The sequence below is a fragment of the Acinetobacter sp. AYS6 genome (assembly GCF_025630795.1).
Lineage (GTDB): Bacteria > Pseudomonadota > Gammaproteobacteria > Pseudomonadales > Moraxellaceae > Acinetobacter.
Genome location: NZ_JAOTNV010000004.1, coordinates 300,212 through 316,172, shown reverse-complemented (window position 1 = coordinate 316,172; position 15,961 = coordinate 300,212). Strand labels below are relative to the sequence as shown.

The following is a 15,961-nucleotide window of genomic DNA, read 5'->3' as shown; positions in this document are numbered from 1 at the left end:
AAGGAGGGTTAGGGAGGACTAAATTTAAATTAGTGGCGGAAATGGCGCATACCAGTGAAGACCATTGCAATGCCAGCTTCATCAGCTGCTGCGATTACTTCTTCATCACGCATAGAACCACCTGGTTGAATAATGCATTTAATGCCCGCTTTAGCAGCATTATCAATCCCGTCACGGAACGGGAAGAATGCATCAGATGCCATTACGGCGCCTTCAACAACCAAACCAGCATGTTCAGCTTTAATGGCAGCAATACGAGCTGAGTTAACACGGCTCATTTGACCTGCACCTACACCAATAGTTTGGCGGTTTTTCGCATAAACAATGGCATTTGATTTTACATATTTCGCAACTTTCCAAGCAAAAATGAGGTCATCAATTTCTTGTTCAGTTGGCGCGCATTTGGTCACTACTTTAAGATCATCTTTAGTAATCATACCTAAATCTTGATCTTGAACTAATAAACCGCCATTAACGCGTTTGTAGTCAAGTTGTGGTGCACGTGCATCAATCGCAGGTAATTCGCCACATACTAAAACACGTACGTTTTTCTTAGCGCCAGTCACTTCAAGCACGCCATCAGCAATACTTGGAGCAATAATCACTTCAACGAATTGACGGTCAACGATTGCTTGAGCAGTTGCAACATCTAACTCACGGTTAAATGCAATAATGCCACCGAAAGCAGATTCTGGATCTGTCGCATAAGCTAAATCGTAAGCAGCTTTAATGCCGTCTAAAGAAACAGCAACACCACAAGGGTTAGCATGTTTTACAATCACACAAGCAGGTTTTGCAAATGACTTAACACATTCAAGTGCAGCATCTGTGTCAGCAATATTGTTATAAGACAATTCTTTGCCTTGTAACTGTTTTGCCGTAGAAACTGATGCTTCTTTTGCATTTGCTTCCACATAGAATGCAGCAGATTGATGTGGGTTTTCACCGTAACGTAAATCTTGTGCTTTGTTCAATTGAGTATTGAACGTACGAGGGAATAAATCAGCTTCACCTTCGGTCTTACCAACGCGAGCGCCTAAGTAAGAAGCGATCATGCCATCATATTGAGCAGTATGTTCAAATGCTTTAACAGCTAAATCAAAACGTGTTTCATAAGAAAGTGAACCAGCAGTTTTTAATTCATTGATTACGGTGTCGTAATCTGAAGCATTTACTACAATACCTACAGAAGCATGGTTTTTAGCAGCTGCGCGAACCATTGTAGGACCACCGATGTCGATATTTTCGATTGCATCGGCAAGAGTACAGTCAGGTTTTGCAACTGTTGCAGCGAATGGATAAAGGTTTACAACAACCAGATCAATCGGATCGATGTTGTGTTCTTCCATTACTGCTTCATCTAAGCCACGACGAGCAAGAATACCGCCATGAATTTTTGGATGTAATGTCTTAACACGACCATCCATCATTTCTGGGAAGCCAGTATGTTCAGATACTTCAACCACTGCGATATTATTATCTTTAAGCAACTTGTATGTGCCGCCTGTAGATAATAATTCTACCCCTAAAGCTGCAAGGTTTTGAGCAAATTCGACAATTCCTGTTTTGTCAGATACAGAAATCAAAGCACGTTTAATAGTCATGATGTTTAATTCAACAATTTCAAGTCTACGGATTAAAACCAATAAGCATAAAAAAATGCCCACGACGTCGTGAGCATTTTATCATTTATTCACTCATCAAACCGTGAGCTTTTAACTTTTTACGTAAAGTGCCACGGTTGAGTCCAAGAATCTCTGCAGCACGGGTTTGATTACCACGTGTATATTCAAGAACTACAGATAAAAGAGGTTTCTCCATTTCTGCTAGCACCATGTCATATACCTGAGATGGCTGCTCACCTTGCAATTGTGCAAAATAATGACGAACTGCGCGATCCACGTGGATGCGAAGAGCAACATCAGATTGTGCAGTAAAAATAGGAGATTTGCTATTCATGCGAGTTAATCCGAAAATCAAATACTAGCTTGGATAAAGTAGTATATAAATGTGGTCTAAAAATACGGAGCCCTGTTTTAGATCCTAAAACAGTGACTCTAAAACATAAGAACAATTAGCTTGCCATATTTCTTCGTATTGAATAAAAAATAAGCGTAACAATAGTTAAATATTTGTTACAGCTCCCTCAAAAACAAAAAAAGTTAGGCTATGTGCTTAAAGTAGAAAAGCACACATGCTTAACAGTATTTTTTTTGGATTGAGAGCGAGGAGTATATGAGTCAAAGCTTTCGTGGCGCGTATCATACCATTGTCTAGGAAAAAGTGAGCAAATTAACTGCATTTTTTTTTATTTTTTTTTCACTTTTTTTACATTTTAGGGGTGGACAATTTCTAATCGATAATTTAGTAGGCTTTTTTTGCTTCTGTTTAGCTCAAATTGGAAACGGAAAGGGGTGTTAGACGGAATACGTTGAATACCTCTTAAGTTTTCAACAAGATATTGTTGAGGAGTTAATATAATTTCTTCTGTTTTGTTGGACTCTGTTCCAAAACTCAACTTTAGATTGGGAAGTTCAATACTTTTATCATTCTGATTAAGCAAGATGCCTGAAAATTGTGTATGACTTGTGTCCACTTTGCGGAGTTTTAACTTTTCTATATAAATAAGTTGATATTGTTCGGCTGATTTATTGCAATGCAGTATTTGGCAAACATAATTAAATGCATGGCTGACGGTTGGGCTTGCATGCATGAGTTTAGGATTAAACCAGAGAATTTGAAAAGTAAAAACTAAAATCAAAATAAGGTTAGCGGAGCTCCAAAGCGTATAGTACAGCCAACTATGCTTTTTATTATTGTCTTGTTCCTGCGAGGATGTTTGTTCAGCTAAATTAAGATTTGGTAGAGCATTAATGGGTTCGTTGTGAAAATAATTTAAGTTGTTGAGATAGGTTAAAAGATCAATATTCGAATTTTCAACTTTTTGATCAAAGATATCTAACACATGAGAATGAGTCATATATCTCGTTTGCATTGAACCGTTAACTAATGTAGATGAGCTCACCATAACAGGCTGTTCAATATTAATCAGATGGGTGAGTGCATTAAAGTTCGAATCACATTTAGGGCAACAAACCATACCCTGAGCAACAGTCAATTGAGTAAGAGATACTTTATAGACTGTTAAACACTTAGGGCAGCGGGTTTGTTTTTCATTCATGAGTTAAAAATCTCAATTTATTGTTTTACGTTTTCCTGAAATGCGACACCAATTTTCTTCGCGTTTTTCGACATCTAATATATCAAAAAAATCAGAATAAACACGTGAAACATCAGCAACTTGCTCTTCAATTACACCTGCAAGTGCGAATTCACCCTCAGATTTAAGTAAATTTGCAAACTCTGGCGCAAGAGCCATGAGAGGACCCGCTAAAATGTTTGCAACTAAAACTTCTGCCTGTTGTGGCTTGAATTCTTGATCAAATTCTTCAGGAAGACCTACATATAGTCGATCTAATACGCCATTAAGTTCAGCATTTTGTTTAGTTGCTAAAACAGCCTGAGGGTCAATATCAGTGGCATATACTTTTTTAGCGCCTAATAATAATGCTGCTACACCTAAAATGCCTGAACCACAACCATAGTCAATAACGATCTTATCTTTAACGTCAGTTTTACCTAGCCATTGTAAGCATAAGAATGTACTTGCATGGTTACCTGTACCAAATGCAAGACCTGGGTCTAACTTAATATTAGTTGCATCAGCTTCTGGTGGCTCTAACCATTCAGGTACGATCCAGAACTTTTCCCCAATTTGAATTGGTTCGTAATAATCCATCCATGCGCGTTCCCATACTTGATCTTCAAGTTCTTCATGACGTATAGGAGCGTCTGGAAGTTGAGCTTTTAAGAAAGCTTCTAAAGTGTCGACATCAATTGGGTCTTGTTCGTCTTGTTGATAAATGCCTGTCACAATTACTTTATTCCATAAAGGTGTTTCACCTGGTAATGGTTCAAGTAAAGCCTGATCTTCAGCATCATCCAGAGTTACGCTTACCGCACCTAGAGACATTAAAAGTGTTTCTGTGAACTCAACTTGTTCTTGATCAACGGTAATGTGTATTTGTAACCACTTCACGAAAAGGACCTAAAAATTTTATTTAAAGGCGTATTGTAGCGGACTGGACAGTTTTAAAAAAGAAAGCGGCCCATCTTTAATGAGCCGTCTTTGAAAATACTGATGAGATATAGCGGAAAATAATGATTTCTTCTATACCCTACATTGGAGCAGATTAAGGAGCCGGGGCTTTAAATTGTAGTTTACCGTTTTCGTTTGGTTCGCAAGTACCATTAAAGGTTACACCATTATGGCTATATGACACCCATTCACCTTGCTGTTTTTTTACACAAGCTCTAAGTTCTTTTTGCATCACTGATTTGCCTGAATCTGCAGCATGACTAGCTGTTTTACTTGATTTAGTCGTATGAGTCGATTTAGCCGTATGGGTCGTCGCAGCTTGGGTCAACGTTACGCCTGAAAAACAAAGGAGAGATGCGGTTAAGATTTTTAACAGAGTCGTTTTCATTTTGTGTTCCTTCTCGTTGCGTTAATTTTAAAGTCGTAGAAGTGCTGTACATTTTTTATTCTAAGATGAAAATTTTTTAAAAACATTCACTTTGTATTGAATTCATGCAACAAAATGTCAAAACATGTGGTTTACCGTAAATCATGTGAAGACAATTTTGTAATTATGTACATCAATAAGCAGATAATTTTGCTATAATGTTCCGTCTTTTTTTTCTGGTGTTTTTGTACTCATGCACTATCCTAAAGTTTATGATGTTATCGTTATCGGTGGCGGTCACGCAGGTACGGAAGCGGCCCTTGCTGCTGCGCGTATGGGACGACAGACTTTGCTTTTGACCCATAACATTGAGACTTTGGGCCAAATGAGTTGTAACCCTGCAATCGGTGGTATCGGTAAGTCACATTTAGTACGTGAAATTGATGCACTTGGCGGTGCAATGGCTTTAGCTGCCGATAAAGGTGGTATTCAGTTCCGTATTCTAAATTCGCGTAAAGGTGCAGCAGTGCGTGCAACACGTGCTCAAGCGGACCGCGTTCGTTATAAAGCTGCTATCCGCGATACTTTGGAAAATCAAGCAAATCTTGATATTTTCCAGCAAGCTGCTGATGACCTGATTGTTGAAGGTGATACGGTTAAAGGTGTCGTTACCCAAATGGGTATTCGCTTTGACGCTAAAACTGTCGTGTTGACTACAGGTACATTCTTGGGTGGCGTAATCCACGTTGGTTTAGAAAAATCGAGCGGTGGTCGTGCGGGTGATCCGCCTTCTATTGCGCTTGCTCAGCGTTTACGTGAATTAAAACTACCTGTGGGGCGCTTAAAAACGGGCACACCTCCACGTATTGATGCACGTTCAGTTGATTTTTCAGTCATGATTCCGCAGCCGGGCGATTTTCCATCTCCGGTTATGTCATTCATGGGTGATGCTTCTATGCACCCTGAACAAGTAAATTGCTATATCACGCATACAAATGAAAAAACCCATGACATTATTCGTGGTGGTTTAGACCGTTCACCAATGTATACCGGTGTTATTGAGGGTGTAGGACCACGTTACTGCCCATCCATTGAAGATAAAATTCACCGTTTCGCTGATAAAGACTCGCATCAAGTATTTTTGGAACCAGAAGGTTTAGATACGCACGAGCTTTATCCAAATGGTATTTCTACTTCGCTTCCATTTGATGTGCAGTTTGAGCTAGTGCGTTCTATTCGTGGTATGGAAAATGCTCATATTTTGCGTCCAGGCTATGCGATTGAATATGACTATTTCAATCCACAAGCTTTGAAATTTACTCTCGAAACTAAAGCGATTAATGGGCTGTATTTTGCAGGCCAAATTAATGGTACGACAGGTTACGAAGAAGCAGGCGCTCAAGGTTTACTTGCTGGCTTAAATGCTGCACGCCGTGCGTGGGAGCAAGAAGAGTGGACACCTAAGCGTGACCAAGCATACATGGGCGTGTTGGTTGACGACCTTATTACTTTGGGTACTAAAGAACCATACCGTATGTTTACTTCACGTGCTGAATATCGTTTGATGTTACGTGAAGACAATGCGGATCAACGTTTAACGACTATTGGTCGTGAACTTGGTTTGGTTGATGATGTACGTTGGGCTGCTTATTGTGAAAAAATGGAAGCGGTTGAGCGTGAAACCTCTCGTTTACAACATTTGTGGGCTGCCCCAAATAACCCTATGGGTAAAAAGTTCGTTGAAATGACGGGTGCTGACTTAAGTAAAGAATGTAGCGCAATTGATTTGCTTAAACGCCCTAATATTAGCTTTGGTCAAATTGCAGAACTTACTGGCTCTGAAGTTTCTGAGCAAGTGGGTGAGCAAATCGAGATTGCTGTGAAATACGAAGGTTATATTAACCGTCAGCATGAAGATGTGGCACAGTTAAAGCGTCTTGAAGAAACTAAAATTCCTGCCGATTTTAATTATGATGTAGTGTCTGGTTTATCACGTGAGATTACCCAGAAATTAAAAACGGTTCTTCCGGAAACATTAGCTCAAGCAAGCCGTATTCCGGGTGTTACACCGGCAGCTGTTCAGCTTGTAATGATCACAATTCGTAAAAATAATATGATTAAGAAAACAGCTTAGTCTTTTAAATGTAAAAAAGCCCAGTTAAGACTGGGCTTTTTTATGTTCTGTTCAAAAAATATATGGAAACTTCCTAAGGAAGAAAACAGATTTCACTTCCTTTTTTTCTTATTTCACATATTTCGAGTAGCCAGTTATATTAAATTCACGTTCAAACAAAGAGGGCTTTAACCATGACAATGAAATCAATTCGCTACAATGGATATGAAATGGCATGCCAATGCTCGTGTTCAAAATAGCGCAAAAGAAAGAGTGGATCAGTTTTGTAGGGGGAGAACACATTGATCTGAAACAAGTATAAATATAAGAGCTAATATAAAATTAAGAAAATTATAATTCAAAATCTCAAGAGAACCTTATGGTTCTCTTTTTTATATCTATTTACTTACTCTCAGATTCAACTTCTCGTACAGCATTGTGTACTTGAACTGGTTCAATATGCAGTAATTTCTTGCCAAAACTACGTAGCCACCATACCAGTTGAGATGTAAAGGGTACGGTCGCTGTAACTTCTACGATATTTTCTTCAAGTGGAATTATAGTTTGGTCCTTGCTTAACTGACTTTCATAGAATGTTCTGGCAGTTTGCTCGGTCATGGTTAATGTGAGTTGAATTGATTCAGTTGGCTGTTTGTAGTCCACTCTAAAGCCTAAAGCACCTGAATCAATATAATCATCAATATCAAAATTGACCGGATGTAAGGCTCGACTATCTAATACCTTTGCTGTTTTAAAACGGTGCAAGGCAAATGTTTGAACTTCAGTTTTGTCATGTCGAGTGCAAATCAAATAAATGACTGCACCTTTTTGTACCAAAGCCAAGGGATTTAAAATATACGTTTTATCTTCGCCCTGATTGACTCGTGCTTGATAAATACATTCTATTTGCTTGTCTTGAAGTAGGCCTTCATAAATTGCTTGTTGAGCATTTCGATCAACTACAGGCGGGATAAGCGGTTGGCTTGCGGGTACGATGCGTACTCGGTTAATCCATTGTCTCACATTATTTTGTGTAGAGAGGCTGCGTTTAGCCAAATCAAACCATGGTCCCATCTCATCAAGCAGGCTTGGAGGAAGTAAGTGTTTTAGATGCTCCTCAACCATCATAAAGGTTACTGCCTGAGAGCTAGTCATGTGAGGTAAGCTTTGAATAGGCGCATCTGATTGCCACCGCCAGCCTTGAGGTACGGCTTTATTACTTTCAATTGGAAAGCGCTGAGCAATTTGGTTTAAATCACGCTGAATAGTCCTTAAACTGATATCAATACCTTCACGTTCAAGCATTTCTTGTAATTCTCGAGTCCCGATCCATTTACCGGTAGGGAGGCGAGATAAAATCTGCCATTGGCGATATAAACTATTTGAAGTTTCTTTTTCTATTACAGACATAAGCGTAATACATCTATATCCAACTGCTTTGGTGTCAACACAATAAAAAATCTTTACACATTTAGCAAGTTTGTCAGATTCGGTTTATGGGTCCTTTTACAATAGATGTTAAGATTTAGAAGAAGAAAGTTATAACTAAACACCGTAAAAATATTAAAGATATATAAATGGCACTGAAATTGCTTATTTAAAAATGAAATATAGATAAATGATAAAACGAGGTGGTTATGTCAGAACAAGAGCATGAATTACATACCGAAAATGATTTTTTTATACAAGAGCAGACGACTAAGGCACTCATTAACCCAACCTCTTTTTTAGAACATATTTCCGTACAAACTAATCTATTTGAGCAACTAAAATCACAGTTTTTTAATGAGATGCTTGATGATGTAACATCAAATGGTGCGGCTTCTAAAAAAATTGAACAATGGTTGAGTATCCGTACTTTAGATGAGCTAAAAGAATTAAATGCTCAAGCGAAGCAGCATTTTCTTTATCATGGAATTACTTTTAATGTATACGGTGATAAAGAAGGTACAGAGCGAACAATTCCTTTTGATTTAATTCCACGGGTAATTGAAAAAAAACAGTGGGAGAAAATAGCTTCGGGCTGTGCTCAACGCGTTAAAGCATTAAATTATTTCCTCGATGATATTTATCATGGACAACATATTTTAAAAGAACAACTGATTCCTGAAGAGCAAATCATGGGGAACGAGGCTTTTCAGCCCCATATGCTTAAACATTCTCTGAAAGGTAAAATTTATTCACAAATTAGCGGAATTGATATTATCCGTGATGGTGAAGGAGAGTTTTTTGTATTAGAAGATAATTTAAGAACACCTTCTGGTGTGTCTTATATGATTGAAAGCCGAAAGATTAGCCAACAATTGATGCCTGAGTTATGTGCAGCCAATAATTTACAGGGAATTGAGCATTATCCCAAACTGTTAAAAGAAATATTGCAAGAGAATTCACCTGCCGACCTTCCTTTTATTGTGGTGCTAACACCGGGACGTTTTAACAGTGCTTTTTATGAGCATGCTTTTCTAGCACGGGAAATGGATGTACCTCTAGTTACTAATCGGGACTTATTTGTAGAAAATGATCAAGTTTTTGTCAAAACTATTCGTGGGCGTCAAAAAGTAGACGTAATTTACCGCCGTTTAGATGATGATTTTCTAGACCCTTTAGCATTTCGACCAGACAGTGCTTTAGGCGTAGCAGGCCTAATGTCTGCTTATTTGCAAAAAAATGTTGTGATTGCAAATGCGCCAGGCACAGGGGTGGCTGATGATAAATCTATTTATCCTTATGTGGATCAAATGATTCAATATTATTTAGGTGAAACACCAATTCTAAAAAATGTACCGACTTATCAGTGCCGTAAAGATGAACACCTAGATTATGTACTTTCTAATCTGGACCAATTAGTTATTAAAGAAGCGCAGGGTTCGGGTGGTTATGGCATGCTAATTGGCCCTCAAGCAAGCGCGTGTGAAATTGAGGAATTTAGAAAAAAATTGATTGCCACACCTCATATGTACATTGCACAACCTACTTTGGCCTTATCTGTTGCTCCAACTTTAACTACAGCAGGAGTGGCTGAACGTCACATTGACTTACGTCCATTTGTATTGAGTTCGCCTTATCGTACAGAGATCGTACCGGGTGGTTTAACACGAGTGGCCATGCAGGCTGGCTCTTTAGTCGTAAATTCTTCTCAAGGTGGCGGTATAAAAGATACATGGGTTGTCGAAACATTACATTCCTAATTGTGGGTTTAAGAGGAACTTTATGGTTTTACTCAATTCGAGTGCGCATCAAATATATTGGTTGGGTCGATATTTAATGAGAGTTCAATTTGCAGCCTCTCATTTACCCTTTACGCAAGATGTGGAAGCAACAAAATTTGCAGCAGCATTTGGTCTGGTAATAGAAAATGCTGAATTACTAAATCACTATATGTTAGACAAGAAGCAAACATTTTCATTACTGAACCAGTTGGTTATTGCTAAAGATAATATTCAGGAACTAAGAGGTATATTGTCATCAAGTGCTTATGCAGAATTAAATAATGTTATTAACACACTTCAAGGCCAGCCCGAAATTTTGAGAAAAGCTGTTGAAAAATGTACTCAAATATTAGAAGCGGAGAATGAAGACGTTGGTTTGTTTCTGTATTTAGGCCAAAAAATAGAGCAATTTGATATAGAGCTACGTTTCGGACAGGATTTATCAGCCTTAGTGTCGGAGCTAGATGTCTTAGTGCAACGGCTTGCTGGCTTAGATTGGGAGAACATAGATCAAAATTGGCAAGTACTAAAGCATCAGCTCACGTGGGACGCTTATTATACTTTTACGCAGCAGTTGGAAAATATGTTTGAGGACTGATTATGAAATTGATGGTTAATCATCAAACGCATTATAGTTATACTGAAACTGCTCAAAACAGTATTCAGTATATTAAAATGATGCCTCAAACATCGCCGCATCAACATGTTATGAATTGGGCAATTAGCGTGCCGGGTGACAAAACGATTAAAAGAGACATATTTAACAATGTATGGATGACGGCTAGTCAGCGCTATCAATACCAACATCTTACATTTATGGCTCAAGGAATCGTTGAACTCCAAAATATAGAGCTGGGTTGTGTAAATCTATCTACACCTACAAATTTGTTTTTGCAGATGACCAGTGCAACCCGATGTGATACGGAAATGTTAGACTTTGCCAAAAATATTGTAGCAGTCAAAGATCGACAGCATATTGCGTTATTAAGTGAATATATTTTGCAGAAAATACTTTATCAGCCTGAAAGTACATCAGTTCAGACAACTGCGATTGAAGCATTTCATGCTGGTCAGGGCGTATGCCAAGATCATGCTCACATTTTAATTGCGATGTGTCGTGCGTTAAAATTACCAGCACGTTATGTCTCTGGTTATCTATTTGATCAAAACTATCCGCACCTTGCCAGTCACGCTTGGGCGGAAGTATTTTTAGAAAATCAGTGGTATTGTTTTGATGTAAGCAATCAGTTGTTTACACCCAAGCATCATATTTATCTTGCTGTGGGACGTGACTATCTCGATGTGGCACCTATTCGTGGTGTAAGAGAGCAAGGTGGAGTTGAGAGCATGATGTCTGTGGTTCAAGTGTTGGCATGTTGAATGTAAAGAGAATGAAATGACCTATTGTTGTGCGCTAAGATTGGAACAAGGTTTAGTGTTTATTAGTGACACGAGAACCAATGCAGGAGTTGACCATATTTCTGTGTTCCGAAAATTGCATACTTTCGGCGTTACCGGAGAGCGCTTTATGGCGTTGCAAACAGCAGGTAATTTAGCTACAACGCAAGCTGTTATAGGTCATTTGCAAAATGCGCTTACTTTGCAGCAAGAGCCTAATTTATATAGTGTTAATACGATGTTTGAGGCAGCTGAACTGATAGGTAAAACTTTGAAAGCTGTTTTAGAGGATATTAGTTCAGACACTCAAGAGCAAATGAATTATGCCTGTAGTATTTTAGTGGGTGGACAGATTAAAGGTGGTGATATGCAGCTTTATAATGTCTATCCACAAGGCAATTTTATTTGTGCAACGACAGATACGCCTTATTTTCAAATTGGTGAAAGTAAATATGGCAAACCGATTCTGGATCGAGCTTTATATTATGCAATGCCATTAGATGATGCATTACGTTGTAGTTTGATTTCTTTTGATTCGACTTTGCGTTCAAATGTTTCTGTTGGTTTACCACTTGATGCATTAATTTACACGAAGGATAGTTTTGTTATTCCGATGGGAAAACGAATTACAGAAGATGATCCTTATTTTTCACAAATTAGTCGGCAATGGTCAGATACTCTACGTCGTGGCCTACAAGAAATGCCAAAACCAACAGATGATTATTGGCGATAAAATTTTGAATATTTAAATAAAAAAATCCAAGCATGCTTGGATTTTTTTATACTTTATTATTTAACTACTTTTACGAATAGGGCGATTGCTTAAGCGACAAAGTAATTCATATCCTATGGTTCCGTTTGCATCTGCAACATCATCAACTAGGCGGTGTGGACCCCAGAGTTCAACTGGAGTGCCTAATTTTACTTGCAGACCTGTCACGTCGATTGCAAGCATGTCCATGCTCACTCGACCTACAACTGCGCAGAGCTTTTTATCAATAGCGACATAGTTGGGTTTAACATAGGCTCGTGGATAACCATCCCCATAACCTATAGAAACAATCGCGATATCCATGGCTTGTTTTGCACAAAAAGTAGAGCCATAACCGACATGTTCATCAGTTTGAATATGGTTTAGCGCAATCACTTCTGCTGAAAACGTCATGACTGGTTTTAAGTCAAGATCATGAATTGTTTTATCGGCAAAAGGAGAGGCGCCGTAAAGCATAATACCCGGACGAACATAATCAAAATGTAATTCTGGCCATTTATAAATCGCAGCAGAGTTACAGCAAGATGCTAAAACTGGATCACAAGCTTGTTTAACCTGTAAAAATTGTTGTTTTTGTTGTTCGTTAAGTGGATGGTCTACATCTGCATTTGCGAAATGCATCGCCAGCACGCAGGTAAATCCTTCAGCTTTTAAAGTTTTAATGACTTCAATAATTTCAGGAGCTTTAAAACCTAAACGGTTCATGCCACTATTAAGCTTAACCCAGACTTTTAAACCTTGAGAAATGTAGGCTTGTTTGTGTTTAATTAACCATTCAAATTGTTGTTGATGGTGAATCACACATTCAAAATTTTGCTCAATTGCAATCGGCATTTCTTCTTCAGAAAATGCCCCTTCAATTAAAGTAACCGGTTGTTGAAACCCAAGTTCACGAATTTCTAAACCTTCTTGTAGGCAGGCGACACCAAAGGCATCTGATGCTTTTAAGGCTGCTAAACAGTCTTTGATTCCATGTCCATAAGCATTGGCTTTCACCATACTTACAATTTTTGAATTTGTTGCGAGTTGTTTGACACGGTTTAAATTATATTGAAGCGCATTACGATCAATATAAACTGTTGCTTGGCGCACCCTCATTTACTCCTTTGGGCTAGAGATAGAGTTTATTCTTCATCATCATATTGGCTGTAATACTCAGGAGAGAGATTACTAAATCGAGTATATTGACCTTCAAAAGCAAGACGAACTGAACCAATAGGACCGTTACGCTGCTTACCAATAATAATTTCTGCAGTGCCGGCTTCTTTCGACTCTTTGTTATAAACCTCATCACGGTAAATAAACATAATTAAGTCGGCATCCTGCTCGATCGCACCAGATTCACGTAAGTCGGACATTACTGGGCGTTTATTTGGTCGGTTTTCCAGACTTCGGTTGAGCTGGGAAAGTGCGATAACAGGGCATTGCATTTCTTTTGCTAATGCTTTCAAACTACGTGAAATTTCAGAAATCTCACCTACACGGTTATCACCCATACCTGGAACTTTCATAAGCTGCAAGTAATCGACCATGATACAACCAATTTTGCCATCATGCATTTTGGCAACGCGTCGAGCACGGGCACGAAGTTCGGTTGGAGGGAGGGCAGATGAGTCATCAATATACAAATGCATTTGTTGAAGCTGCAAAATGGTGCCAGTCACTTTGGTCCATTCATCTGCATCTAAGTTACCCGAACGTAAATGTCCTTGGTGGACTTTACCCATTGCAGAAATAAGACGCATTGCAATCGAGTCTGCTGGCATCTCCATTGAAAATACTAGAGCGGGTAGTTTGTTATATTGCAAAACACTTTCAACCAAATTCATAGCAAAAGTAGTTTTACCCATCGATGGACGCGCAGCAACAATAATTAAGTCACCAGGCTGCATACCAGATGTTTTATTATCAAGTTCTAAGAAGCCTGTGGTTAAACCTGTAATATTGCCATCGAGTTTTGAGAGTTCATCAAGTTTACTAATTACATCGGCGGTAACAGAGCTAATAGATTTGGGACCTGCATCCTTTTTATTGTTATTGTGCTGTTCTGCTAAAGAGAAAATACTTGTTTCTGCTAGGTCTAGAATTTCACTAACACCTCGACCTTTTGTGTCATAAGCATTTTGTAAAATTTCAGTACTGACTTTAATCATGCTGCGAAGCGTAGAGAATTCTTTAATTTTACTGGCATACGTTTCTAAGTTATAGAAACTTGAGGGTGAATCAGCCATAAGCTGCATTAAATATTCTTCGCCACCAATTGCATCGAGTAAATTTTGTTTTAAGAGCCAGTCACTTACTAATACAGCATCATAAGGAGAGTTTTCTTGAGCCAGTTTCTCAATGGCACGATAGATATATTTGTGACGCGTTGCATAAAAATCATTTTCTTTTAATAAGTCGCTGACTTGCTCAAAAGATTCGGCAACTGTCATTAAGGCTGCAAGAACAGCTTGTTCAATGGCTAAATTGTGTGGGGGAGTGCGAAACTCTTTAAGTTGGCCTGATTCACTCGTCTTATTTTCTGTTGGAGATGAAAGAGTTAAAGAAGTGGCATTCGCCTGAGACATAATTAGACCTGATGATAAAGAAAGGTGTACGCAAATAGCCTATAAGGCCGAGAACTATCTTAAAACAAAACTAAATAAACTACCTAATTAAAAAACCAATTAAACTAAAGAACTGATCAGGAATTAATATATCTTATTTTAAAAATAGGGCACATAAAAAAAGAGCATGCAAAAGCATGCTCTTTTTTTGATGAGAAATTACTCAGATACGATAGTAACGAGAACTTCTGCAACAACATCATGATGCAATTGGATTGCGATGTTGAATTCACCAGTGTGACGAAGCGCGCCATTCGGTAAACGAACTTCTGCACGGTCAACTGTAAGACCAGCATTCGTTAAAGCGTCAGCGATGTCACGAGTACCGATAGAACCGAAGAGTTTACCTTCGTCACCAGCTTTAGCAGTGATAACGATGTTAACTTCATTCAATTGTTCAGCACGTGCTTGAGCAGCAGCTAAAATTTCAGCTTCTTGCTTTTCAAGTTCAGCGCGACGAGCTTCAAAAGCAGCAGTGTTAGCTTCAGTAGCTGCAACTGCTTTACCTTGAGGGATAAGGAAGTTACGGCCGTAACCAGCTTTAACTGATACTTTATCGCCTAATTTACCAAGGTTCTTAATGCGTTGTAATAAGATAACGTCCACAGATCACCTCACTTATGGTTGTCAGTGTACGGAATCAAAGACAAGTAGCGAGCTTGCTTGATAGCAAGAGCTAATTGACGTTGATAACGAGCTTTAGTACCAGTGATACGGCTAGGAACAATCTTGCCGTTTTCAGTGATGTACTGTTTTAAAGTATCGATATCTTTGTAGTCGATGTACACAACATTCTCAGCTGTAAAGCGGCAGAACTTGCGACGACGGTAAAAACGTGCCATTGATGTTCTCCTTATTCAGCGTCTTGAGCAACTTGCTGTGCTTCTTCGCGTTGAGCTTTACGCGCACGCTTTTCTTCAGCACTTTTAGCAAGCAATGACTCTTCAGTGATTGCGTGTTCACGACGAATGATAAGGTTACGAATGATCGCGTCATTATAACGGAATAATTCTTCTAGCTCATCAAGCGTAGTTTGACCACATTCAACATTCATAAGAATGTAGTGTGCTTTGTGAATTTTGTTAATTGGGTAAGCCAACTGGCGACGGCCCCAATCTTCTAAACGGTGAATTTGACCTTCAGCTTCTTTGATCTGAGAGATATAGCGTTCAACCATACCTACAACTTGATCGCTTTGATCTGGGTGTACTAAAAGTACGATTTCGTAATGACGCATTGTCAGCTCCTTACGGTTTAAACAGCCCCTAATAAATAAAAAATTAGAAGCAAGGAGTCATAACTTAATAAGTTATGTCGCAAAAATTGCGAAGGCT

16 protein-coding genes are annotated in these 15,961 nt (G+C 38.7%); 5 read left to right on the top strand and 11 right to left on the bottom strand.

What is annotated here, in order from left to right:
* Positions 1-29 precede the first annotated feature (29 nt).
* The 5 genes from purH to OD757_RS02315 form a co-directional block, all read right to left on the bottom strand.
* Positions 30-1,604, bottom strand: a complete 1,575-nt coding sequence (purH, locus tag OD757_RS02335; RefSeq protein ID WP_034678556.1) for a bifunctional phosphoribosylaminoimidazolecarboxamide formyltransferase/IMP cyclohydrolase — start codon at positions 1,602-1,604, stop codon at positions 30-32.
* Between the two features lie 85 nt (positions 1,605-1,689).
* The gene (gene fis, locus OD757_RS02330; RefSeq protein WP_001086304.1) at positions 1,690-1,959 is read right to left on the bottom strand and encodes a DNA-binding transcriptional regulator Fis; all 270 of its coding nucleotides are present in this window, start codon (positions 1,957-1,959) and stop codon (positions 1,690-1,692) included.
* A gap of 376 nt (positions 1,960-2,335) precedes the next feature.
* Entirely contained in the window at positions 2,336-3,181 is an 846-nt protein-coding gene (locus OD757_RS02325; protein WP_009391765.1) for a DUF3426 domain-containing protein, read from the bottom strand.
* Positions 3,182-3,193: 12 nt separating this feature from the next.
* A complete protein-coding gene (gene prmA, locus OD757_RS02320) occupies positions 3,194-4,099 on the bottom strand; it encodes a 50S ribosomal protein L11 methyltransferase (RefSeq protein WP_263030731.1) in 906 nt (301 codons plus the stop codon).
* Between the two features lie 154 nt (positions 4,100-4,253).
* The gene (locus OD757_RS02315; protein ID WP_009391745.1) at positions 4,254-4,547 is read right to left on the bottom strand and encodes a hypothetical protein; all 294 of its coding nucleotides are present in this window, start codon (positions 4,545-4,547) and stop codon (positions 4,254-4,256) included.
* A gap of 232 nt (positions 4,548-4,779) precedes the next feature.
* On the opposite strand from OD757_RS02315, the gene mnmG reads away from it, so the two are divergent.
* Positions 4,780-6,660 carry a tRNA uridine-5-carboxymethylaminomethyl(34) synthesis enzyme MnmG gene (gene mnmG, locus OD757_RS02310; protein WP_263030730.1) on the top strand — a complete coding sequence of 627 codons (1,881 nt, stop codon included), beginning with the start codon at positions 4,780-4,782 and terminating at the stop codon, positions 6,658-6,660.
* Between the two features lie 381 nt (positions 6,661-7,041).
* On the opposite strand, the gene OD757_RS02305 is transcribed toward mnmG, so the two are convergent.
* Positions 7,042-8,049: a helix-turn-helix transcriptional regulator gene (locus tag OD757_RS02305; RefSeq protein ID WP_204389075.1), complete on the bottom strand. Its 1,008-nt coding sequence runs from the start codon at positions 8,047-8,049 to the stop codon at positions 7,042-7,044.
* Between the two features lie 227 nt (positions 8,050-8,276).
* Between OD757_RS02305 and OD757_RS02300 the strand changes: the two genes are divergently transcribed.
* From OD757_RS02300 to OD757_RS02285, 4 genes are read left to right on the top strand one after another with little or no spacing between them, the layout of a single operon-like run.
* The gene (locus OD757_RS02300) at positions 8,277-9,827 is read left to right on the top strand and encodes a circularly permuted type 2 ATP-grasp protein (protein WP_263030729.1); all 1,551 of its coding nucleotides are present in this window, start codon (positions 8,277-8,279) and stop codon (positions 9,825-9,827) included.
* 22 nt (positions 9,828-9,849) lie between these two features.
* Positions 9,850-10,446 carry an alpha-E domain-containing protein gene (locus OD757_RS02295; protein ID WP_263030728.1) on the top strand — a complete coding sequence of 199 codons (597 nt, stop codon included), beginning with the start codon at positions 9,850-9,852 and terminating at the stop codon, positions 10,444-10,446.
* A 2-nt stretch (positions 10,447-10,448) separates the two neighbouring features.
* Positions 10,449-11,228, top strand: a complete 780-nt coding sequence (locus OD757_RS02290; RefSeq protein ID WP_263030727.1) for a transglutaminase family protein — start codon at positions 10,449-10,451, stop codon at positions 11,226-11,228.
* A gap of 16 nt (positions 11,229-11,244) precedes the next feature.
* Positions 11,245-11,979 carry a proteasome-type protease gene (locus tag OD757_RS02285; RefSeq protein ID WP_009391741.1) on the top strand — a complete coding sequence of 245 codons (735 nt, stop codon included), beginning with the start codon at positions 11,245-11,247 and terminating at the stop codon, positions 11,977-11,979.
* A 60-nt stretch (positions 11,980-12,039) separates the two neighbouring features.
* On the opposite strand, the gene alr is transcribed toward OD757_RS02285, so the two are convergent.
* The 5 genes from alr to rpsF all read right to left on the bottom strand — a co-directional run bounded on the left by alr (position 12,040) and on the right by rpsF (position 15,864).
* Positions 12,040-13,110: an alanine racemase gene (gene alr / locus OD757_RS02280; RefSeq protein ID WP_263030726.1), complete on the bottom strand. Its 1,071-nt coding sequence runs from the start codon at positions 13,108-13,110 to the stop codon at positions 12,040-12,042.
* Between the two features lie 32 nt (positions 13,111-13,142).
* On the bottom strand, positions 13,143-14,588 hold the full coding sequence (gene dnaB / locus OD757_RS02275; protein ID WP_004791451.1) for a replicative DNA helicase: 1,446 nt from the start codon (positions 14,586-14,588) through the stop codon (positions 13,143-13,145).
* A gap of 198 nt (positions 14,589-14,786) precedes the next feature.
* Positions 14,787-15,233, bottom strand: a complete 447-nt coding sequence (gene rplI, locus OD757_RS02270; protein ID WP_004700828.1) for a 50S ribosomal protein L9 — start codon at positions 15,231-15,233, stop codon at positions 14,787-14,789.
* Between the two features lie 8 nt (positions 15,234-15,241).
* Positions 15,242-15,469 (bottom strand): 30S ribosomal protein S18, encoded by a 228-nt coding sequence (gene rpsR, locus OD757_RS02265; protein ID WP_004791454.1) that lies wholly within the window; start codon positions 15,467-15,469, stop codon positions 15,242-15,244.
* An 11-nt stretch (positions 15,470-15,480) separates the two neighbouring features.
* A complete protein-coding gene (rpsF, locus tag OD757_RS02260; protein ID WP_004791455.1) occupies positions 15,481-15,864 on the bottom strand; it encodes a 30S ribosomal protein S6 in 384 nt (127 codons plus the stop codon).
* Between the last annotated feature and the right edge of the window lie 97 nt (positions 15,865-15,961).